Annotated in this window: 21 protein-coding genes; 10 read left to right on the plus strand and 11 right to left on the minus strand. The window is 71.9% G+C overall.

Translation table 11 applies throughout. From position 1 onward, the window contains the following. Positions 1-282 precede the first annotated feature (282 nt). On the plus strand, positions 283-1,755 hold the full coding sequence (gene hemG, locus CIB93_RS09460; protein ID WP_096626046.1) for a protoporphyrinogen oxidase: 1,473 nt from the start codon (positions 283-285) through the stop codon (positions 1,753-1,755). Between the two features lie 4 nt (positions 1,756-1,759). Continuing rightward, a complete protein-coding gene (hemQ, locus tag CIB93_RS09465) occupies positions 1,760-2,488 on the plus strand; it encodes a hydrogen peroxide-dependent heme synthase (protein WP_096626048.1) in 729 nt (242 codons plus the stop codon). 155 nt (positions 2,489-2,643) lie between these two features. Here the strand turns inward: hemQ and CIB93_RS09470 are convergent, their stop codons facing one another. From CIB93_RS09470 to CIB93_RS09485, 4 genes are all read right to left on the minus strand, one after another. Continuing rightward, positions 2,644-4,206, minus strand: a complete 1,563-nt coding sequence (locus tag CIB93_RS09470) for an alpha/beta hydrolase (protein WP_096626050.1) — start codon at positions 4,204-4,206, stop codon at positions 2,644-2,646. A gap of 254 nt (positions 4,207-4,460) precedes the next feature. Next, entirely contained in the window at positions 4,461-5,756 is a 1,296-nt protein-coding gene (locus CIB93_RS09475) for a DUF692 domain-containing protein (RefSeq protein ID WP_096626052.1), read from the minus strand. Positions 5,757-5,872: 116 nt separating this feature from the next. Further along, complete coding sequence (locus CIB93_RS09480) at positions 5,873-6,619, minus strand: DUF4142 domain-containing protein (RefSeq protein WP_179500050.1); 747 nt, start codon at positions 6,617-6,619, stop codon at positions 5,873-5,875. Positions 6,620-6,857: 238 nt separating this feature from the next. Next, the gene (locus CIB93_RS09485; RefSeq protein WP_373558727.1) at positions 6,858-7,616 is read right to left on the minus strand and encodes a peptidyl-tRNA hydrolase; all 759 of its coding nucleotides are present in this window, start codon (positions 7,614-7,616) and stop codon (positions 6,858-6,860) included. 41 nt (positions 7,617-7,657) lie between these two features. Between CIB93_RS09485 and CIB93_RS09490 the strand changes: the two genes are divergently transcribed. The 3 genes from CIB93_RS09490 to CIB93_RS09500 are packed head-to-tail and all read left to right on the plus strand — an operon-like array spanning position 7,658 to position 9,942. After that, a complete protein-coding gene (locus CIB93_RS09490) occupies positions 7,658-8,332 on the plus strand; it encodes an AIM24 family protein (RefSeq protein WP_096626058.1) in 675 nt (224 codons plus the stop codon). 3 nt (positions 8,333-8,335) lie between these two features. Beyond that, entirely contained in the window at positions 8,336-9,250 is a 915-nt protein-coding gene (locus CIB93_RS09495) for an ATP-binding cassette domain-containing protein (protein ID WP_096626060.1), read from the plus strand. After that, positions 9,247-9,942 carry an ABC transporter gene (locus CIB93_RS09500; RefSeq protein ID WP_096626062.1) on the plus strand — a complete coding sequence of 232 codons (696 nt, stop codon included), beginning with the start codon at positions 9,247-9,249 and terminating at the stop codon, positions 9,940-9,942. Before CIB93_RS09495 ends, CIB93_RS09500 begins: the two co-directional genes overlap by 4 nt. Positions 9,943-9,994: 52 nt before the next feature. Here the strand turns inward: CIB93_RS09500 and CIB93_RS09505 are convergent, their stop codons facing one another. The 3 genes from CIB93_RS09505 to CIB93_RS09515 form a co-directional block, all read right to left on the minus strand. Further along, entirely contained in the window at positions 9,995-10,903 is a 909-nt protein-coding gene (locus CIB93_RS09505; RefSeq protein WP_096626064.1) for a GlxA family transcriptional regulator, read from the minus strand. Between the two features lie 7 nt (positions 10,904-10,910). Then, a complete protein-coding gene (locus tag CIB93_RS09510; RefSeq protein ID WP_096626066.1) occupies positions 10,911-11,513 on the minus strand; it encodes an isochorismatase family protein in 603 nt (200 codons plus the stop codon). 215 nt (positions 11,514-11,728) lie between these two features. Continuing rightward, positions 11,729-12,583 (minus strand): polysaccharide deacetylase family protein, encoded by an 855-nt coding sequence (locus CIB93_RS09515; RefSeq protein ID WP_096626068.1) that lies wholly within the window; start codon positions 12,581-12,583, stop codon positions 11,729-11,731. Between the two features lie 282 nt (positions 12,584-12,865). Between CIB93_RS09515 and CIB93_RS09520 the strand changes: the two genes are divergently transcribed. Then, positions 12,866-13,252 (plus strand): STAS domain-containing protein, encoded by a 387-nt coding sequence (locus tag CIB93_RS09520; protein ID WP_096626256.1) that lies wholly within the window; start codon positions 12,866-12,868, stop codon positions 13,250-13,252. A 97-nt stretch (positions 13,253-13,349) separates the two neighbouring features. Here the strand turns inward: CIB93_RS09520 and CIB93_RS09525 are convergent, their stop codons facing one another. The 3 genes from CIB93_RS09525 to zapE all read right to left on the minus strand — a co-directional run bounded on the left by CIB93_RS09525 (position 13,350) and on the right by zapE (position 16,476). Further along, positions 13,350-14,723, minus strand: coding sequence for an alkaline phosphatase PhoX (locus CIB93_RS09525; protein ID WP_096626070.1), 1,374 nt, complete (start codon positions 14,721-14,723; stop codon positions 13,350-13,352). Between the two features lie 139 nt (positions 14,724-14,862). After that, positions 14,863-15,288, minus strand: coding sequence for an OsmC family protein (locus CIB93_RS09530; protein ID WP_096626072.1), 426 nt, complete (start codon positions 15,286-15,288; stop codon positions 14,863-14,865). Between the two features lie 93 nt (positions 15,289-15,381). Then, a complete protein-coding gene (gene zapE / locus CIB93_RS09535; RefSeq protein ID WP_096626074.1) occupies positions 15,382-16,476 on the minus strand; it encodes a cell division protein ZapE in 1,095 nt (364 codons plus the stop codon). 37 nt (positions 16,477-16,513) lie between these two features. Here zapE and CIB93_RS09540 point away from each other — a divergent pair, with 37 nt between their 5' ends. The 4 genes from CIB93_RS09540 to msrB all read left to right on the plus strand — a co-directional run bounded on the left by CIB93_RS09540 (position 16,514) and on the right by msrB (position 19,843). Continuing rightward, a complete protein-coding gene (locus tag CIB93_RS09540; protein ID WP_096626076.1) occupies positions 16,514-17,323 on the plus strand; it encodes a pyrimidine reductase family protein in 810 nt (269 codons plus the stop codon). A 161-nt stretch (positions 17,324-17,484) separates the two neighbouring features. Further along, a complete protein-coding gene (locus CIB93_RS09545) occupies positions 17,485-17,937 on the plus strand; it encodes an indole-3-glycerol phosphate synthase (protein ID WP_179500045.1) in 453 nt (150 codons plus the stop codon). Positions 17,938-18,015: 78 nt separating this feature from the next. Next, the gene (gene murC, locus CIB93_RS09550) at positions 18,016-19,425 is read left to right on the plus strand and encodes a UDP-N-acetylmuramate--L-alanine ligase (RefSeq protein ID WP_096626080.1); all 1,410 of its coding nucleotides are present in this window, start codon (positions 18,016-18,018) and stop codon (positions 19,423-19,425) included. A gap of 10 nt (positions 19,426-19,435) precedes the next feature. Then, positions 19,436-19,843, plus strand: a complete 408-nt coding sequence (gene msrB, locus CIB93_RS09555; RefSeq protein WP_096626082.1) for a peptide-methionine (R)-S-oxide reductase MsrB — start codon at positions 19,436-19,438, stop codon at positions 19,841-19,843. 726 nt (positions 19,844-20,569) lie between these two features. On the opposite strand, the gene CIB93_RS09560 is transcribed toward msrB, so the two are convergent. Further along, positions 20,570-21,112, minus strand: coding sequence for an MOSC domain-containing protein (locus CIB93_RS09560; protein ID WP_096626084.1), 543 nt, complete (start codon positions 21,110-21,112; stop codon positions 20,570-20,572). Positions 21,113-21,361 lie beyond the last annotated feature (249 nt).

Genomic DNA, 21,361 nt, shown 5'->3' on the forward strand with positions numbered 1-21,361 from the left:
GCTGCTGTCCGAGGCGTCGCCCGCCCCGCAGCCGCCGACGGCGAGCAGCGCGCCGAGCACCCCGGCCAGGAGCGCCGCCCGGCCCCGGCCGTACGGCCGCCGGGCGCGCGGCGCGGCAGGCTGCCGGGCCACGGATCGATCGGTCTTCCTCGTCATAACTGGTCCCCCCAGGACGGTGGTTGATCGTGCCGGTTCGACGCGGCGCCCCCGGAGCCGGTTGCCGTTCGGCGGTTTCGAAGCGGTCACGGTCGGGACTCGGAACGGGTTTGAGAGAGTGGACCCATGCAGCGTTCTCAGCGTTCCGATCAGCGGGCGGACACCACCGCGGGCCACGTCGTCGTCATCGGCGGCGGCATCGCCGGCCTGGCCGCCGCCCACCGCCTGGTCACCACCGGTCTGCGCGTCACCCTCCTGGAGGCGACGGACCGGCTCGGCGGCAAGCTCATGACCGGCCGGATCGCGGGCGTCCAGGTCGACCTGGGGGCCGAGTCGATGCTCGCCCGCCGCCCCGAAGCGGTCGCCCTGGCCGAGGCGGTGGGCCTCGCCGACCGCCTCCAGCCGCCCGCCACCGCCACCGCGTCCCTCTGGACGCGCGACGCGCTGCGCCCGATGCCCAGGGGTCACGTCATGGGCGTCCCCGCCGACCCGGCCGCCCTCGGCGACGTGCTCTCGCCCGAAGGGCTCGCCCGGATCGCCGAGGAGCGCGACCTCACCCCGACCCCCGTCGGCGACGACGTCGCGGTCGGCGCGTACGTCGCCGACCGGCTCGGCCGCGAGGTCGTCGACCGGCTGGTGGAACCCCTCCTCGGCGGGGTCTACGCGGGTGACGCCTACCGGATCTCGATGCGCGCCGCCGTACCCCAGCTCTTCGAGGCGGTGCAGGAGGGCGGCCCGCTGCTGGAGGCCGTACGCCGTGTCCAGGAGCGGGCCGCCGCCCTCCAGCGGAGCGGAGCGGTCTTCCAGGGCATCGAGGGCGGCATCGGCACTCTGCCGGGCGCCGTCGGCGACGCCGTACGGGCCGGGGGCGGCGAGATCCTCACCCAGACCCCCGTCCTCGGCCTCACCCGCAGGGAAGGGGGCTGGTCCGTCCGCACCGACACCCGGGTGATCCCCGCCGACGGCATCGTCCTGGCCACCCCCGCCTGGTCCGCCGGGACCCTGCTGGCCGCCGAGTCCCCGGCTGCCGCCGCCGAGCTGTCCGGTGTCGAGTACGCCTCGATGGCCCTGGTCACCCTGGCCTTCCGGCGCGCCGACGTCGAGGCGTACGAGGCCCTGCGCGCCCGCTCCGGCTTTCTGGTGCCGCCGGTCGACGGCCGCACCATCAAGGCGTCCACCTTCTCCAGCAACAAGTGGCAGTGGGTCGCCGACGCCGCCCCGGACCTCTTCGTGCTCCGCACCTCCGTCGGCCGCTACGGCGAGGAGGACCACATCCACCGCGACGACGAAGAACTCGTCGCCCTCTCCCTGCGCGACCTCGCCGAGGCCACCGGGCTCACCGCCCGGCCCGTCGACACCGAGGTCACCCGCTGGATCGGCGGCCTGCCGCAGTATCCGGTCGGCCACCTCGCCCGGGTCGCCCGCATCCGCGACGAGGTCGCGGTCCTCCCCGCACTGCGCGTCTGCGGCGCCGTCTACGACGGGGTCGGCATCCCCGCCTGCATCGCGAGCGCCCAGCGCGCGGCCGACGAGATCACGAGAGAGATCATCGCCACGCCGACCCTGGTTCGGGGCACGGGGAGCGAGGCGGGACAATAGCCGTATGAGTGCCCCTGAGACTGTGACATCAAGCAAGAGTCCGAACGCCGGAAAGAAGGCCAAGGACCTCAACGAGGTCATCCGCTACACCCTGTGGTCGGTCTTCAAGCTGCGCGACGTGCTGCCGCTGGACCGCGCGGGGTACGCCGACGAGGTCCAGGAGCTGTTCGACCAGCTCGCGGCCAAGGACGTCACCGTCCGCGGCACCTACGACCTCTCCGGTCTCCGCGCCGACGCCGACCTCATGATCTGGTGGCACGCCGAGACCTCGGACCAGCTCCAGGACGCGTACAACTTCTTCAGGCGCACGAAGCTCGGCCGCGCGCTCGACCCGGTCTGGTCGAACATGGCGCTGCACCGCCCGGCCGAGTTCAACAAGTCGCACATCCCGGCGTTCCTCGCCGACGAGACGCCCCGCGACTACATCAGCGTCTACCCCTTCGTCCGGTCCTACGACTGGTATCTGCTCCCCGACGAGGACCGCCGCCGCATGCTGGCGGACCACGGCAAGATGGCCCGGGGCTACCCTGACGTCCGCGCCAACACCGTCGCCTCGTTCTCGCTCGGCGACTACGAGTGGATCCTCGCCTTCGAGGCGGACGAGCTCTACCGCATCGTCGACCTGATGCGCCACCTGCGCGCCTCCGAGGCACGGCTCCACGTGCGCGAGGAGGTCCCGTTCTACACGGGTCGCAGGAAGAGCGTCCACGACCTGGTGGCCGGGCTCGCATAACCAGCGAGTCCCGCACCACCCCAACCCGGAAGATCAGAAGACGGGCACCGGGCACCGACCGTGCCGCCCGCCGTTCCAGCGACACCGGGTTCGGCTCAGGGGGCCGTCGCACCGATCACGGTGCGACGGCCCCCGCTCCGTACCCGCCCGCCGGATCAGTCCAGCGACACCGGGTTCGGCTCCGCACGCGCGGCGCAGTCCGCACCCCGCCCCGGCACCTGGCCGGTGAGCAGATACGTGCGCAGATGGTCGTCGACACAGGGGTTACCGGCCCCGCCGACACCGTGCGTACCCGCGTTCCGCTCGGTCACCAGCGACGAACCGGGCAGCCGCTTTTGCAGCTCCAGCGCCCCCTGGTACGGGGTCGCCGCGTCCCGCTCCGCCGCCAGGATCAGCACCGGCGGCAGCTCGCCCCACCCCGTGCCGACCTCCAGCGGCCGCTGCCGGGGCGCGGGCCAGAAGGCGCACGGCAGGTTGGTGAAGGCGTTGTCCCACGTCTCGAAGGGCGCGATGCGCGCCAGGGCCGTGTGGTCGCGGTCCCACACCTCGAAGTCCTCGGGCCACGGCGCGTCGTTGCACTCGACGGCCGTGTACACCGCCTGCGCGTTCTCGTTGTCCTCGGCCGCCACCGCGCGCGGGGAGGCCTGCGCGATCAACGGCTCCGGGTTGCCCCGGACGTACTCCGACAGGGCCGTCGCCCGCATCGCCCAGTAGTCGTCGTAGTAACCGGCCCCCAGGAACGCCGAGTGCAGCTGCCCCGGCCCGACCTTGCCGCCCGCGGGCTCCACGGCGAGCTCGGCGCGCACCTCGTCGTAGTGCCGCTGCACCGACTCCGGTGTGGCCCCGAGGTGATACACGTCGTCGTGTTCGGCGACCCAGCGGCGGAAGTCCTCCCAGCGCGATTCGAAGGCCAGTGACTGGTTCATGTTGGAGCGGTACCAGATCTTCTCCGGGTCCGGATCCACCACAGAGTCGAAGACCATGCGCCGTACGTGGGAGGGGAAGAGCGTCGCGTACAGCGCGCCGAAGTACGTCCCGTAGGACGCCCCCATGAACGTCAGCCTCGGCTCGCCGAGTGCGGCCCGCAGGACGTCCAGGTCACGGGCGTTGTTCAGCGAGGTGTAGTGCCGCAGTGCCTCACCCGCGTGCTGTGCGCAGCCTCGCGCGTACGCCTTCGCACGGGCGATGCGCTGCTCCTTGTACTCCTGCGTGGGGTGGGTCGGCGCCTGAGTCGGGCCCTTCGTGTACGCGGCGGGGTCCTGGCAGGTCAGCGGGGCCGAGGAGCCGTTCACCCCGCGCGGCGCGTAACCGACCAGGTCGTAGGCCTCGGCGATCTCCTTCCAGTCGGGCAGCTCCCCGGCCAGCGGGAAGGTGATGCTGGACGCGCCGGGGCCGCCCGGGTTGTAGACGAGCGCGCCCTGCCGGTCCTTCGCCGGGCCGGTGGCCGGGGTGCGGCTGACGGTCAGTTCGAGCTGCCGCCCGTCCGGCTCCGCGTAGTCCAGGGGCACCTTCACCGTGCCGCACTTCAGGGAGTCCGGCAGCATCTCCTCCTCCGGGCAGGGGACGAAGTCGATCCCGGCGGCGGTGGCGCGGGAGGCGGCGATCGCGGTGCCCCGGGCCTCGGCGTCTACCGGGCCCTCCCAGGCGGCCGCCGGAGCGACGGTCAGGGCGGACAGGACCAGGGAGCCGATCGATGTGTACAGCGCAGCTGTTCTCACGCGCGGGACCTCTCTGCGGATGTGGAGAGGGATGGTCGGGCGTGTGGGCCGTGATGTCCAGCACAGCCCCGGCGTGTCCGGAGGAATGACCCTGACGGCCGGTCAGGAGCCATGCTCAGGCACCGGGTTCAGGAGCCGCCGCGGCCCGCCCCCGAGCCGCCGCCCGCGCGGACGGTCCGGCCGTGCCGCCGTGATCAGTCGGCGCTGGAGCACCGGGGAGGTGCGGCGGCCGGCTCGTCGAGGACCGGGTTGTCCTACTTCCCCACGAGGGCGGCACGTGCCGCCCGGACCAGGCGGGTGGTGCGGCGGGGCGGTCGGGCGGCGGACCGGTCCTGCCACCAGTACGTCAGCCTGCGCCGCTCGGCGGGATCGGCGGGGGCGCCCGCGGTCAGCAGGTGCTCCGCGAAGTCCAGGGCGTCGCGCCGGTAACTGCCGGACATCGGGCGGCGCCGGGCGTACGCGAGGAACGCGGCACGGTAGCCGTCGCCGAGGATCTCCGGCAGCTCGGGCGCCACCTTGGCGACGACATCGGCCCGCTTGGCGGCCAGTGCCCGGCTCTGCACCCGCAGCCGCCGGTGATCGAACCCCTCGGGCGCCGGGGTCCCCGCCACGAGCGCGGACAGCAACGCGGTCTGGGAGACGGCGAGACGGTCGCGCACGCGGGGACGGGGGGCGGCGGCCGTGTCACGGGTCGCCCCGAAGAGCGGCGCGGACCGCGCACCGGCAGCCGTCGTCGTGTTCAGCGTGGCCCGGATCGCGTCCAGTTCAGCCGCCAGCTCGGCCCCCGGCGGGAAGGCGTCGTCGCGCTCCAGCAGGACGCCCGGCGGGTCGACCCGGGAACGCAGCTCGGCCAGGACGTCCAGGACCGGGCCGGTCACCGGGTGGGCGTGCGTGTCGTGCCAGATGCCGTCCCTCTCGACGCCGCCCGCCACATGCACGTACGCGATGGCCTCCACCGGCAGTTCGTCCAGCGCCTTCGCCGGGTCCTGGCCGAGGTTGACGTGGTTGGTGTGCAGGTTGGCCACGTCGATCAGCAGCCGCACCCCGGTCCGCTCGACCAGCTCCGCCAGGAACTGCCCCTCGGTCAGCTCCTCGTCGGGCCAGGTGATCAGCGCCGCGATGTTCTCCAGGGCCAGCGGCACCGGCAGCGAGTCCTGCGCGATGCGCACGTTCTCGCACAGGACGTCCAGCGCGTCCCAGGTGCGCGGCACCGGCAGCAGGTGCCCCGCCTCCAGCCGCGGCGACGCGGTCAGCGGCCCCCCGGCCCGTACGAACGCGATGTGCTCGGTCACCAGCGGCGCCCCCAGCAGCTCGGCACGCGCCGCGAGACCTGCGAGGCGCGCCGGCTCCGGGCGGTCCGCACCGCCCAGGCCGAGACCCACCCCGTGCGGAACGATCCTCACCCCGCGCTGCCGGAGCCGTACGAGGGAGTCCGGGAGGTGGTCGGCGCAGAGGTTCTCCGCGACCGCCTCGACCCAGTCGATCCCCTCCAGCGCCTCCACCTCTGCGGCGATCTCCGGCCGCCAGCCGATCCCGATGCCCAGCTTCATGGTGTCCCCCCTGCTCACCTCGTTCTGTCCAGGGGTCATGGCCCCGTCGAGCGGCGATGAACCCGACCAGGGGGACGTTCAGAGCTGGATTTGAGGTTCCGGGACCGTTGCCCTCGTTATGGCATCGGCATCATCGTGGGCGGCACCGGGCGAGAGGTGAAGGACTGGTCGCCGGTCGGCGTCGCCGGTACGGGGGCCAGGGGGGCCTGTCCGTCCCGGGGCATCGACGGGCCCGAGGGGCTGGCGGTCGACCCGCTCACCGCCTCGCGCGCCAGGGCGTCGAAGTCGACGAAGCCGGTGCCCTCCAGCATGGTGATGTGGTCCAGCACCGTCTGGTTCGCATCGCTCGCGAGCTGCCGGATCAGGGTGTTGCGGGTCGTGTGCCGGACCTGGGCGATCAGCCCGAAGACCTTGCCGTGGGCGGCCCGCAGGATATTGGCGAACTTCCGCTCGTACTCGTCGCCGCTCGCCGCCGTCAGCTCCCGCAGCCACGCCTGCTGCTGCTCGGTCGCCTGGTTGGGCAGCTCCACCCCGAGCTTGGCCGCCACGTCCCGGGCCCGCCGGTCCAGGTCCGCGTGTCCGACGACCAGGTGGTCCCCGGCGGCCTTCGTCGCCTCACTGGGCGCCCGCTCGATCGCCTGCTGCCCCGCGGGCAGCTCCCACAGTCCGGCGAGCCGCACCTTCACCAGGAAGTCCCGGTCGGTGGCGGAGAGCGGTCCCCACTGGGTGGCGACGCTGGAGGCGTTGAGGTTCGCCTCGCCGGTGCCCGAACGGTCCGCGTAGGACCAGACGGGGAACGCGATCGCGACCAGTGTGGCGACCAGCGCAGCGATGATGAGGGCCGTTCCGTTGATGCGTCGCAACAAGGTGTCTCCCGGGCCGAAGCGTGACAGCGTCCATCAGGCGTCAATCAACCGTCAACCGACTCGCCGCGCAGGCTAATTGGCGGTAATGCCGGTGCGGCAGTACCGGGAGGTACGTAAGTGGTCGCAGAAATGCTCAGCCCCGGGCGGCCCGTCCGGGCCGGGGTCCCTCACCGTGTCCGGAAAGTCATGCTTGGTCCCCGCCTTCCGGGCGAACGGCGGGACTTCCGGGCAGCCCTCAGGCGGTGCGGCGCAGCGCCGGGTGGTCGGCCACCACCGTGCAGGAACCCGGGGCGATCTCGGTGAACCCGGCGTCGCGCACCACCGGCAGCCCGCTCACCGTCAGCTCCCGCCAGCGCTCCGGGCCGGGCGTCGCCACGGAGAGCGGGAAGCCTGCCTCGCGCCACGCCTTGCGCTCGGTCTCCGACAGCTCCCACCAGGCGAGCTGCGCCCCGTGCCCGGCCTGGGCCATCGTCTTGCCCGCCGACATGTCCAGGTCGGGGTTGAGCCACAGCACCGGGCCCGAGGGGTCGGGGGCGGCGGGCGGCCCGGGGTCGTCCAGCTCGGTGCCCGACACCTGGAGCTTGGCCAGCTCCTTGGGCCAGCCGTCCAGCGGGACCGGCGGGAACACCCGTACCTCCGCGCCTTCCTCGCCCGTGACCGTGATGCCCTCCAGCGCCGCGGCCTTGCGCCACTCCGCGCCGCGCGCCCGGCGCACGACCTTGCGGATGCGCGCGTCCTGCCAGTCCCGCATCGCCCCGGCCCACTCTCCGTCGCCGAGAGACCGCTCGTCGGAGAGGATCGTGAGCACCGCGCGGGCGGCGGTCCGCAGCGCGTCCGTGCGTGCTGGCGGGTCCGTCTTCTCCAGGTGGAGCACCAGCGGCAGCACGAACTGCCGAGCCTGGTCACGGTCGGCCGGACCGTCGTCGAACGGGCTCTCGGGCGCTGGGACGTCGTTGCTGATCACCGTCCCAGTCTGCCAGGCCCGGGATGTCACCTGCTTGGCGGAGCGGGCAGGTCCGGGTGAGGATGCTCCCCATGAAGAGCGATCTCTTTTCCAGCGAGCACATGGCCCAGCCGGCCACCGCCCCCGGCATGACTCTGCAGAACACCAAGTCGATCAAGTACGCCGTCAACGGGGAGATGCATGCCCGGCAGGGGGCGATGATCGCCTTCCGCGGCAACCTCCAGTTCGAGCGCAAGGGCCAGGGCCTCGGCGGTCTGCTCAAGCGCGCGGTCACCGGCGAGGGACTCGCGCTCATGGCGGTCCGGGGCCAGGGCGAGGCGTGGTTCGCGCACGAGGCCGCCAACTGTTTCATCGTGGAGATGGACCAGGGCGACTCGCTCACCATCAACGGCCGCAACGTCCTCTGCTTCGACGCCACACTCTCCTACGAGATCAAGACGGTGAAGGGCGCCGGAATGGTCGGCGGCGGCCTCTTCAACAGTGTCTTCACGGGCTACGGCAAGCTCGGCCTGATGTGTGAGGGCACCCCCATCGTGATCCCCGTGACGGCGGCCCAGCCGGTGTACGTGGACACGGACGCGGTCGTCGGCTGGAGCCAGCAGCTCACGACCAGCCTGCACCGTTCCCAGAGCGTCGGCTCGATGGTGCGCGGAGGCTCCGGCGAGGCCGTCCAGCTGATGCTCCAGGGCGAGGGCTTCGTCATCGTGCGCCCCAGCGAGGCCAGGCCCGAGAAGACCTCCAACTGACCCGTGAGGCTACGAGACGTGGGCCATCGGTACGGCGGCCGCTGGGTCCTGCGCGGGGTCGACCTCACCCTGCCCGCGCGGGCTCTCGTCCGGGTCGAGGGGGCCAACGGCACCGGGAAGTCGACCCTGTTGCGGCTCCTCGCCGGGATCGACACCCCCGCGGAGGGCCGGATCACCGGCCGCCGCGCCCGTACGGCGTACGTCCCCGAGCGCTTCCCCGCCACGCTGCCCCTGACCGCCGCCGGGTACCTCGTCCACCTCGGCCGTGTCCACGGGCTGCGCACCGCGGAGGCGAAGGAGCGCGCGGGGCAGTGGCTGACCCGGTTCGGGGCGGGTGACCACGCTCGTACCCCGCTCGCCGCGCTGTCCAAGGGCACCAGCCAGAAGGTCGCCGTCGCCCAGGCGCTGATGGCCGCACCGGACATGCTGGTCCTGGACGAGGCGTGGACCGGGCTCGACACCGCCGCCCGCGCCGAACTGGACCGTGCCGTCGCCGAACGTGCCGCGGCCGGGGCGACCGTCGTCTTCGTCGACCACGACCCGCGGCGCCTGGCCGGGGCGGCAGCCCTCACGCTGCGGACGGAGGGCGGCGGGGTGCGTCGGGTATGCGCCCCGGTGGCCCCGGCGACCCCGCCCGGCGGACCGCGTGTCCTGGTCGAGGCGGCGGGCCCGCCGGGCGCCCCGCTCCCCAGGGACCTCCCGGGCGACCCGGTCGAGGACCGGGCCCCCGGCACCGTACGGCTCACCGTTCCCGCCCCGTACTCCGACGCGCTCCTGGCGGCCCTGCTCGCGGCACGCCCGCCCTGGCACATCCGTCAGGTCACCGCCGAAGCCGGCGCAACCGAGCGACCACCGCATGCGGAGGCACGCGGTGAGGAACTCTCCGAGGCATACTCCGAGGCATACGAGGAACGATGACCGCACTCCTCCGCTACCACGCCGCCCTGCTCCTCCGCTCGCAACGCTGGCTCGCTCCGCTCCTGCTGTACGCGGCCGTCCTGGCCGTCGGCGTGCAGAGCGGGCAGCCCGTGCTCGACTCCCTCGGTTTCGCCTCGGCCGCCCTGCTGCCCGTCACCGCCTGGGCGGTGCAGCTCTGCGTCACCCAGGAGCCGCCCGCCGCCCGGGCCGTCGCCTCGGCCGCCGCGGGGCCCCGGCGGGTCCACCTTGCCGCGCTGCTCACGGCGACGGGGTGCGCGGCGGCGCTCGCGGCGGTGACCACGGGAGTCGTCCTGCTCGTCAGCAGCCCGCTCACCAACGACCGCACCGTCGCCGTCTCCCGGCCGTCCGCCGCGATCGCCGGACTGCTCACCGCTCTGTGCTGCGTCCTGCTCGGCGCGGCCGTGGGGGCGCTGAGCACCCGGCCGGTCCTGAGCCGCCGGGGCTGGTCCGTCGCGGCCGCCGTGCTCGGGTCGGTCCTGGCGCTCGTGACCGTCGGCTCCCCGGCGAGGTACGCGGTCGCCACCCTGGTCACCGGTTCGCGGACCGGGACGTTCCAGCCGCCTGCGCTGCCGTTGCTCGGGGCGGCGGTCCTCGCCGTGGCCGTCGCCGTCCTCGTCTGCCGGATCGCCGCCCGGCCTGCGTCGGACAGCGCTTGGAGGCTCCACCAGTAGGTAGGTACGGGAGTCAGTCGCCCACCCAGGGTCGTTCGATCACCTGACGCAGTCAGGCCGTGCGGGCGCGGAGGCGGCGCAGCATGCGTGGGTCCTCGAAACCGACTGAGCGGGCGGCGGCGTCCATCGTCGCGCCGTGGCTGATGAGGTGTTCGGCACGTTCGAGGCGGAGGGTCTGCTGGTAGCGCAGTGGGGTGAGCCCGGTGGCGCGGCTGAAGAGGCGGGTGAGGGTGCGTTCGCTCACGCCGACGGCCGAGGCCAGGGTGGGCAGCGGGAGCGGCTGATCGAACCGGGCGTCGATGAGGTCCTGGGCGCGGTGCACGGTGTCGTCGAGGTGGGACCGGTGCCGGAGCATCTCGCTGGACTGCGGTTCATGGCCGTTGCGGCGAGCGTAGACGACCATCTCCCGGGCCACCTGGGCGGCGACGGCCGGGCCGTGCCGGGTCGCGACCAGGTGCAGGGCCAGATCGATGCCGCTGGCGATGCCGGCCGAGGTGATCACCCGGTCGTCGGCGGTGAACAGGACGTCGCGGACGACCACCGCCCTGGGGTGGCGCAGGGCCAGCTCGTCCTGCACGTCGTGGTGGGTGGTGCAGTGGCGGCCGTCGAGCAGGCCGGCCCGGCCGAGCGCCTCGGCTCCGGCGCAGACGCTGGCCACCGTCCCGCCCCCGGCGTGGTGGTCCCGGAGGACCTGCAGGGAGGCGGCGCCGATGGCAGGGGCGTCGGCCGGGCCGGCTGTCCGCCAGCCGGGCACCACGATCAGGTCCTCGGGCCCTAGATCGGGCCAGTGCACCCCGGCCATCAGCGGCAGCCCTTGGGCGGTGGAGACCTGTGGCTGCTCGGCGACGTAGGCGAGCGTGTAGGGGTGCCCGAAGTCGGCGGCCGTGGAGAAAACCTGCGCGGGTCCGGCCAGGTCCAGCAAATGGACTCCGGGCACCAGGAAGAAGACGATGTGGCTCACGATTCGGTCATTGTGTCTGAAGTCCTGCCGCGGCCTCCAGCTGGTCGACCGTCGCGATGGTGGCAAAGCGTCCGGCGAGGGCGTACTCGGTGCGCCTGATGACCTCTTCGGCAGGCAACGTGCGGGGGTCGGCCAGCAGCTCGGCGACGCTCTGGTCGGCGGGAGCGTCTCGGTGCGGGATGGGATTGGTCGCGGTCGCGTCGACGGCGAAGGTGACCTGGTAGCCGAGGTCGCTTGCGACGCGAGTGGTGGTCTCCACGCACTGCTCGGTGCGGATGCCGCAGACGGTGAGTTCGCGGATGCCGCGCTCGGTGAGGAGTTGTTGCAGGTTGGTGGTGGTGAACGCGTTGTGTGAGGTCTTGTGGATCAGCGGTTCCCCATCCGCTCGCTCCAGCTCCTCCATCAGCCGGACATGGCCGAGTGCCGGGTCGAAGACATCGCCGGTGCCGGGCTCGGAGTGCAGTACCCACACCACCAGGTCCCCGGCCTGGCGGGAGAGCCGGACCAGTCGGTTCACCTGGTCGGCGACCTTCAGGTCGGAGGTGGTTTCCCACAGCGGACGGGCGCGGAAGGACTCCTGGACATCGATGACGATCAGTGCTCGGTTCATGTCCCCAAGCCTGGGCCGCGCGGGCGGGGCGGCGACAGGCTGCATCGGGTCCGACAGCGGACCGATCCGGTCAGCAGTAGGTCAGGCAGTTCGAGCGACCACAGCAGGGGCCGCGGGGAACTGCGCGAGATCGGTGGGCAGATGCCTGTGCCCCCCCGCCTCGCGCACGCGATTGATCAAACAAGGAGCCTGTCGTACCGCTCCACCCCCTCCAGCTATCCCTCCATCAACTCCGACACCTTCACGAAGCGGTAGCCGCGCTCCCGCAGCTCCGGCACGATCCGGCGTACCGCCGCCTCCGTGGCCGGGGCCGCGCTGCGGGTGCAGTGCATCACGACGAGCGAGCCCGGACGCACCCCGGCCAGCACCTGATCGGCCACCGCGTCCGCGTCCGTGGCGAACGCGTCGCCGCTGACCACGTCCCACTGCACGGCCGTCACCTTCGCCGGGGCCAGCGCGCGCAGGGTGGCGTCGTCGTAGCAGCCGCCGGGGAAGCGGAAGTAGGGCACGACGTTCCGGGCCCCCGCCTTCCGGAACGCCGCGAAGGCGCGCTCCACGTCACGGGTCATGGCGGCCTTCTCGACCACCGGCAGTCCGTAGCAGGGGGTGCTGAAGGCATAGTGGCTGTAGGAGTGGTTGGCGATCTCGAACAGCGGGTCCGTGCCGATGGCCTTCGCCTGGGCCGGGTACTCCTCGGCCCAGCGCCCGGTCATGAACACGGTCGACGGCACCTTCAGCCGCCGCAGCAGCGCGATCAGCTCGGGGTTGTCGAAGCGCTCGCCCGACGCCGCCCGGGAGCCCTGATCGGCCGTCATGTCGGCGTCGAACGTGAGCGCCACGACCCTCTCCGCCGAGCGGCCGGCCCCGTCGCCCGACGGCCGTCGCTCGAAGACCGGGGTACGGCCAGCCGGGCCCGGAGCCATGGTGGGCGGCTTCTTCGGGGCGGCCGGGGGTGAGGCGGTGACAGCCGTAGGGGAGTCGGTGGCTTCGGTACGCGAGTCGGCAGGGCTCGCGCACCCGGCCAGGACGGCGCCGCCGAGCACCGCCCCCGCAACCACCATGCCGGCCATTTTGCGTGACGATCTGATCATTAACGGAAAATATCGGACATCAGTGGATCGGTCTCGGCTATCAGTGCTTCGACGCGTGTCCTGATCACGTCGCGGATCGGGTGTATCGGGTGAATGGTGTGACACCTCTGCCCGCGGGGTCTTCGAGGGGCCGGCCGCGGCAGGTCCTGCCAGGGAAGGCCGGGCTCAGTCGGGTAGGGGCCCCGGGCGCGCGCCGGGGGCCCCTACCGGGGGACCATGGAAGGACAGCGGAGTTCCGACCGGACCGCGAAGGGCAACGCCATGGCAGCCGCACACCCCTCCACCCCGTCGAGCGAACCGGCCGGACCGGTCGGTCGGCCCGGACCGACCGGACCTGCCGTGACCATGGCGGTCTCCGCCGCCGACGGCCGGCACGCCCAACTGGTCCTGGCCGGGGAGATCGGGGCCGAATCCCTGCGCGGGCTGGAAGAACTCCTCGACGACCCCCGGCTCGGCCGCGCCGCCGTCTGGACCCTGGACATGAGCGGCGTCACGCACTTCGACCTCGCCTGCGCCTACGCCCTGCTGCGGGCCGTCACCCTGCGGGAGGAGCCCGCCGAGCTCACGATCCACGGGGCCCGGCGCGCCGTCCGGCGGGCGCTGCGGAGCTCCGGGCTCGACGCGGTGGCCGTGATCGAGGAGCGGTGAGGGCCCTCAGGCCGCGGGTGGCACTCTCAGCAGAGTGCCCATCGCCGCGAGTGCCGAGGGCTCGACCCGGTGGATCGCGGCAGGGGCCGTGCCCCGATCAGCACCACGGCCCCGTCACCGCGAACGTCGTCCCCGGCGTGTAGCAGTTCACGTACATCGTCGAGCCGTCCGGCGAGAAGGCGACCCCCGCGAACTCGCCCCAAGCCGGCTCCTCGGGCGTCCCGATGTTCTGCCGCCCGCGCGCCATCGGGTACACCTCGCCCCGCCGGGTCACTCCCAGCACGTGCTGGGCGCCGCCGCCGTCCTCGCAGACCATCAGCCCGCCGTCGGCGGCCAGGCAGATGTTGTCGGGGGACTCCCCGGGGAGCTGGATGTCGGTGTCCGGGCCGAAGATCACGACCAGCGTGAGCCGCCGCTTCCTCGGCTCGTAGCGCCAGACCTGGCCGTAGTGGTCGGCCGCCGACCCCTCGTCTCGGTGCGCGAAGCTGGACACGAAGTAGACGGAGGAGCCTCCCCAGTAGCAGCCCTCCAGCTTCTGCGCGTGGGTGATGCCCTTCGGCCCGAAGTCCTGGAAACGGATCGCGGTTTCGGCCGCCAGCGGATCCGGTACGGGCACCCACTCGATCCGGTCGAAGCTCGTCCCCGTCTCCTGGACGGCCGACAGGTCCGGCACGCCGGGCACCCGCATCGCCTCCAGCGCCCCGCCCGCCCGCAGCGAACCGGTGCCGCCGAGCGGCTTCTCGGGGAGGAAGCGGTAGAAGAGCCCGAACGGCTTGTCGAACGCGTCCTCCGTCTCGTACACGATCCCCGTCCTCGGGTCGACGGCGATCGCCTCGTGCTGGAAGCGGCCCATCGCGGTCAGGGGGATCGCCCCGGTGCGGCGCGGGCAGGCGCCGTCCACCTCGAAGATGAAGCCGTGGTCCTTGGTGTACCCGTTGGTCCCGGCCTTGTCCTCGGTCTCCTCGCAGGTCAGCCAGGTACGCCAAGGAGTGGGGCCGCCCGCGCAGTTGACCGCCGTACCGGCGATGGCGACGCGCTCGCCGAGTACCCTGTTCCGGCCGTCCAGCTCCAGGACCGTACAGCCGCCCTTGGCCGCGGGGTCATACGTCAGCCCCTCGACGGTCGGCACGCCGATCGCGGCGGTGGGCCGGTTCTCGTGGTTGCGGACGAGGTGGACCCGCCCGTTCCGGCCCGCGAGGGCGGCCATTCCGTCGTGATTGCTGGGCACCCGCCCCTCGCCGGAGCGCAGCGGCTCGCCCTCCCGGGACAGCACCCGGTAGCGGAACCCTTTCGGCAGATCGAGGAGGCCGTCCGGATCGGGGACCAGGGGGCCGTAGCCGCCGTGCCCGCGGGCGGCGGCGGTGCCCGCGAAGAGTTCGCCGAAGGCCCCGGTGAAGGCGACCGCGGCGGCCGCGCCGCCGCCTGCCAGGACCTGTCGTCGTGTTGCGAGGTGTCGAGGTGCGGATGTCATGAGGCAACTCCCTGTTGGCGGACAGGTGAAGTGACCCGCACGTGTGTAGCACGCACAAAGGCGCGGGGGAACCATGCGCGCCCCCGCGCCTCGTGTTGCTGCTGGGACGGCCCCGTTGGCCGCGGCCGCCTCGCGCGGATCAGGCCAGGGAGGCCGACAGCGTGATCATCGTGCCCGTCAGCGCCTGGCTGACCGGGCAGTTCGCCTTGGCGTCCTCGGCCGCCTTCAGGAAGTCCGTCTCGTCGAGCCCGGGGACCTCGCCCTGGACCGTGAGGTGGACGCCGGTGATGCCGGTGCCGGGCTGGAAGGTCACCTCGGCCTTCGTCTCCAGCTTGGTGGCCGGGGTGCCCGCCCCGGCGAGACTGTGGGACAGCGCCATCGAGAAGCAGCTGGAGTGAGCGGCCGCGATGAGCTCCTCGGGGCTCGTCTTGCCGTTCGCCTGCTCCGAGCGGGACGGCCAGGAGACGTCGTACTCACCGATGCCGGAGGAGTCGAAAGTGACGACACCCTTGCCCTCGATCAGGTTGCCTTCCCAGACCGTGTGCGCCTGACGCGTGGTAGCCATGCTGAATCCCTTCGAACGGTGTGCGCGGTTGTACGGGTACAACGCGGGGCGGACCTGTCGTGCGCCGTGCCCCGTTGAGTTACGCCCCCGAACCTACTGCGCCACCAGCCCCTTCGCGTCCCGCGCCAGCGCCGTCAGCCGGGAGATCGCGCGGAAGTACTTCTTCCGGTACCCGCCGTTCAGCATCTCGTCGCTGAAGAGCCGGTCGAAGGGCTGCCCGGAGGCGAGCACCGGGACCTCCCGGTCGTAGAGCCGGTCGGCCAGCACCACCAGGCGCAGCGCGGTCGACTGGTCGGGCACAGCCGTCACCCCGGTCAGACAGACCGCGCCGATGTCGTCGGTCAGCGCGCCGTACCGGCTCGGGTGCACCCGGGCCAGGTGATCCAGCAGTCCGGGGAAGTCGTCGAGGGACGCCCCCGGCGTGGCGTACGCGGCCCGGGTGACCTGGTCGTCGGTGTACGGCGGCGGGGCCTCGGGCAGTCCGCGGTGCCGGTAGTCCTCGCCGTCGATGCGCAGCGGACGGAAGTGCGCGGACAGGCCCTGGATCTCACGCAGGAAGTCGGCGGCGGCGAACCGGCCCTCGCCGAGCTTGCCGGGCAGGGTGTTGGAGGTCGCGGCGAGCGCCACCCCGTTCTCCACCAGCCGGCTGAGCAACGAGGACACCAGCACGGTGTCGCCGGGATCGTCGAGCTCGAACTCGTCGATGCACAGCAGCCGGTGCCCGCTGAGGGTCCGCACGGTCTGCTGGAAGCCCAGCGCGCCGACGAGGTTCGTCAGCTCGACGAACGTACCGAAGGCCTTCAGCGAGGGCTCGGCGGGCGTGGCGTGCCAGAGGGAAGCGAGGAGGTGGGTCTTGCCGACGCCGTAGCCGCCGTCCAGATACACCCCCCGCGGCCCGGTCGGCGCCGCGGGCTTCCTGCTCCCGAACCACTTCCGGCGCCCGGCACTGGTCGCGTGCGACCCGCCGAGCCCGGCGGCGAAGCCCGTGAGGACCGTGACCGCCTCGCTCTGGCTGGGCTGGTTCGGGTCGGGTACGTACGTGTCGAAGCGCACCGAGTCGAAGCGCGGCGGCGGCACCATCTCGGCGACCAGACGGTCTGCGGGGACGTGCGGCTCGCGGGCGCACAGGGACAGCGGGGCCGCTTCGGCAAGGGGGCTCTGCCCCGGAACGGCGGTGGATGACGACACAACCGTCCACCCTAAGGCCCGTGCCAGACTGCAACCCATGCGAAGCCTGTTCCCTGTGACGGACCTGACAACCAGCAGCTCCACGGGCGAGGGCCCGTGCGGACCGCTCGCCGACCGCGAGTGGAGCCTCGACGAGCTGGCGGACGCCTACGCCTACCCGGCGGACCTCCCCGCCAAGACTCCCTGGCTGCGCGCCAACATGGTCTCCACCCTCGACGGGGCCGCCCAGCACGACGGCCGCTCGCAGCCCATCTCCTGCGCCGCCGACATGCGGATCTTCGGCACGCTGCGGGCCCTGGCCGACGTGGTGATCGCCGGAGCCGAGACCGTACGCCTGGAGGGGTACCGTCCGGCCCGGGCCCGGGAGGCGTTCGCGGCGCGGCGGGCGGCGGCGGGACAGGGCCCCGCTCCGGCTGTGGCGGTGGTGACCGGCTCGATGGACCTGGACTTCTCGCTGCCGCTGTTCACCGAGCCACTGGTCCCGACGCTCGTGGTGACCGGTGCGGGGGCGTCGGCGGACCGTATCGCGGCGGCCCGGAAGGCGGGTGCCGAGGTCGTGATCGCGGGGGACGGCACCCGGGTGGACCCGGCGCGGGCGGTGCGCGAGCTGGCCGACCGGGGGCTGACCCGGCAGCTGACCGAGGGCGGGCCCGGGCTGCTGGGCCAGTTCGTGGCGGGCGGCGTGCTGGACGAGCTGTGCCTGACGGTCTCCCCGATGCTCACAGCCGGTGATGCTCAGCGGATCGCCGGAGGGCCCGGGGTCGCCGTGCCGGAACGTTTTTTCCTGGCATCGTTGCTGGAAGAGGCCGGGTTCCTCTTCACTCGGTACCGTCGGACTGACGGTTAGCGGAATTTCCCGTTCCGCTTAGCTCGGGCTGGGCACACTTACCCCTGTCCCCCGTGGAAGCACGGGGAAGGATGGTTTCAGCAAACGACCGTCGACGGCCGATGCCGCGGTCGACGAGACGAAGAAGCGGAAGGGCGCCTGTCGTGTTCACAAGCGTTTTGATGATCGAGAAGCCGCTGACTCCCGAGGACGTGGACTTTGTCACCACCCTTCACGGCGAGGAGCGGATCTCGTTCGTCGTTCTGTTGCAGCCGCGCGGTGACCAGGCCGATGTCCTGCTGCGCGCGATCGACGACGTGGCGATGGGGGAGCTCAGGGAAGCGGTCCGCGAGGGTGAGGAGCCGGAGGGCAAGGAGGCCCGGGAACCGGCCGAGATCGGGCTGGAGTACTCGCTACGGGCCCTGCGCGAGGCGGGTTCCGACGCGGTCGGACAGGTGGTCGAGGATCACCCCCTGGACAAGCTCAAGACCGTGGTCGAGAAGGCGGGCGCCGACGAGGTCATCGTCCTGACCGCCCCGCACTACGTGGAGGAGTTCTTCCACCGAGACTGGGCCTCCCGCGCCCGGCACAAGGTCGGCGTCCCGGTGCTCAAGCTCTTCGCGCACAGCGAATAGGCTGAAGGCCGCGCGGGCGCCGGAGGGCAACCCGGAACCGCGTGGAACTCTCACCAGTAGACCTCGGAGGACTCAACGATGGCACCCGGTATTCCCGCCGCCATGGAACGACCGCACTTCATCGGCATCGGCGGCGCCGGAATGTCGGGCATCGCGAAGATCCTCGCCCAGCGGGGTGCGAAGGTGGCGGGCAGTGACGCCAAGGAGTCCGCCACCGCCGAATCGCTGCGGGCGCTGGGGGCGACCGTGCACATCGGGCACGCGGCGGACCATCTGGCCGACGACGCGTCCTGCGTGGTCGTCTCCAGCGCCATCCGCGCGGACAACCCCGAGCTGCTGCGCGCCAACGAGCTGTCCGTCCCCGTGGTGCACCGCTCGGACGCGCTGGCCTCCCTGATGAACGGCCTGCGCGCCATCGCGGTGGCGGGCACCCACGGCAAGACCACGACGACGTCGATGCTGGCCGTCGCCCTCTCCTCGCTGAGCCTGGCCCCCTCGTACGCCATCGGCGGCGACCTGGAGGGCCCCGGCACCAACGCCACCCACGGCGAGGGGGACATCTTCGTCGCGGAGGCGGACGAGAGCGACCGCAGCTTCCAGAAGTACGACCCCGAGGTCGCGATCGTCCTCAACGTCGAGCTGGACCACCACGCGAACTACGCCTCGATGGACGAGATCTACGACTCCTTCGAGACGTTCGTCGGCAAGGTCGTCCCCGGCGGCACCCTGGTCGTCTCCGCCGACCAGCCCGGCGCGGTAGAGCTGACCCGCCGGGTCCGCGACCTCTCCGACGTCAAGGTCGTCACCTACGGCTCCGCCGAGGACGCCGACGTCCGTGTCCACAAGGTCACCCCGCGCGGTCTGACCAGCGAGGTCACGGTCCTGCTCAACGGGAAGTTCCTCACCTTCACCGTCTCCGTCCCCGGCAGCCACTACGCCCACAACGCGGTCGCCGCCCTCGCCGCAGGCGTCGCCCTCGGCATCCCGGCACACAACCTGGCCTCGGCCCTCGGCACCTACACCGGGGTCAAGCGCCGCCTCCAGCTCAAGGGCGAGGCGGCGGGCGTGCAGGTCATCGACTCCTACGCACACCACCCCACCGAGATGACCGCCGACCTGGAGGCCATGCGCGGCGCGGCCGCCGAGGCCCGCCTCTTGGTCGTCTTCCAGCCCCACCTGTTCTCCCGCACCCAGGAGCTGGGCGCCGAGATGGGCCAGGCCCTCGCCCTGGCCGACGCCTCCGTGGTCCTGGACATCTACCCGGCCCGCGAGGACCCGATCCCCGGCATCACCAGTGCCCTGATCATCGACGCGGCGAAGGCGGCGGGCGCCGAGGTCACCGCCGTCCACGACCAGGCCGACGTCCCGGCCGCCGTCGCGGGAATGGCGAAGCCCGGCGATCTCGTTCTCACCATGGGAGCGGGCGACGTCACCGACCTCGGCCCGCGCATCCTGGACCACCTGTCCAGCGATCACCTGTCGAGCTGAGGAGCGGGACGTGTCGTACGACGTCGAGAAGCCGGACGAGCAGTGGCGGGCGGAGCTGACCCCCGCCGAATACGCGGTACTGCGCCAGGCCGGCACCGAACCCGCGTTCAAGGGCGAGTACACCGACACCAGGACGGCGGGCGTCTACTCCTGCCGGGCCTGCGGGGCGGAGCTGTTCCGCTCCGACACCAAGTTCGAGTCACACTGCGGCTGGCCGTCCTTCTACGACCCGAAGGACACGGACGCGGTCGAGCTGATCGACGACCGCAGCCACGGCATGGTCCGCACCGAGGTCCGCTGCGCCCGCTGCGGCTCGCACCTGGGCCACGTCTTCGAGGGCGAGGGCTACCCGACCCCCACGGACCAGCGGTACTGCATCAACTCGATCTCGCTGAGGCTGGCGCCGGACGAGAGCTGAGGCCCGAGGCCGCACGGAAGCGGCCAACCGACACTATCGCCTGAGCTGCACTGATGAACCCCACCAGATGTGATCGTTCCCGGCTCGGACAAGATCAGTTCCCAGATGAGATCGACGTCGCGGAGTTCCGCGAGGTCGCGCTGCCGATCTCCAGCGCCCCGGTGAACTTGCGGACCTTGTCCTTGAGTGCGGCCAAGTCGTCCAGGTGGCGGCCGCGACGGTTTCGCAGGCGCGGGGCCTTTCAAGGGTGCCTTCGGGGGAGCGGTGCCGCCCGCTTGTGCCCGCCCCGGAGAGAGGCATAGTCGACGACGGTTCACCTTGTCCGACTCGAGAGCGTCGACGCCGAGCCGGTTTGTGGCCTGTCGTCATGCAGGCGTCGGGCCAGAGGGCTGTCAGGGTCCGAGCTCGGGGCGTTGCGCGGATTTCGGTGCGGGCTGGATCTCTTCCTGGGCTCTGTGCAGGGCTGCGCCCTTTCGATGAGGATGATTTCGTATTTCAGGCCAGCCTCGGCTTCCGATGGCGCTTGCCGTGGCGCCGGTCACGGCGTCCAGACCCGCAACGCGCGTCCCGGCGTGGCGGGAGTCCCTCGACAACGCGCCGAGCTACCGAGGCCATAGGACACAGAAGGCAGGATGTGAGATAGCCACGCGGAGCCTGCTTGCTTGACGCTTACACCACAAGAGCCCGAGCCGGCCGATCCATGCCGCGGCCTGCCCGGCAGACACGTCAGACTCGACCCAGAGGCCGGAACGGCCCCCTGGGAAGCTCCGCTTCTATCGTGTCGCCCGGGCGTACCGCGCCGCCCTCTATCACGATGCTCATGATTCCTGCCTTGCGTACGACATTCCCGGTTTCGTCACGGCCGACGACACGCTTGAGCAGCCCCTCCTGGAAGGTGTCGATCTGCAGGCAGGGATTGCGCAGGCCGGTCACTTCCAGCACTGCATCGCCGCCGATTCGCAGCAGTGTGCCGACCGGCAGGCCGAGCAGTTCGATACCGCTGGTGGTGATGTTCTCGCCGAGGCCGCCGGGCATGACCTTGAATCCTGCCGCGCCGAGTTCGGCGAAGAGCTCTTCATGGATGAGGTGCACTTGGCGCAGGTTCGGCTGGGTGGGGTCCTGTGCGACTCGAGAGCGGTGCTTGACCGTGACTCCGGCATGGACGTCGCCCTCCACACCGAGCCCCGCGAGCAGCGTGATGCTGTCCCGGTTCGGCTTGGTGAATGTGTGCTCGCCGTTGCTGCTGACGGCCGTAACTATCCCGCTCACTCTCCGGGGCCCCTTCCTCCATGTCGGTGATCAGCCACGACCCTAGCCCTCGGACTTCACGACGCAGCAGCCCCGGTCCATCGCGGGTGAGGCTGCAGCCGTCAGCAGTTCCTTGGTCGGGCTGCCGATGCCGTGACTGCGGGCCGGCGCGGGGAGTTGTCGAGGCTCCGCTCGAGAGACCGACCGCAGGAGCCCTTGTGGGCGAGTTGGCGTCTCCACCATCCATACTCTATCTTCGGCATAGGACAA

The sequence above is a fragment of the Streptomyces sp. WZ.A104 genome, assembly GCF_002382885.1.
Taxonomy (GTDB): domain Bacteria; phylum Actinomycetota; class Actinomycetes; order Streptomycetales; family Streptomycetaceae; genus Streptomyces.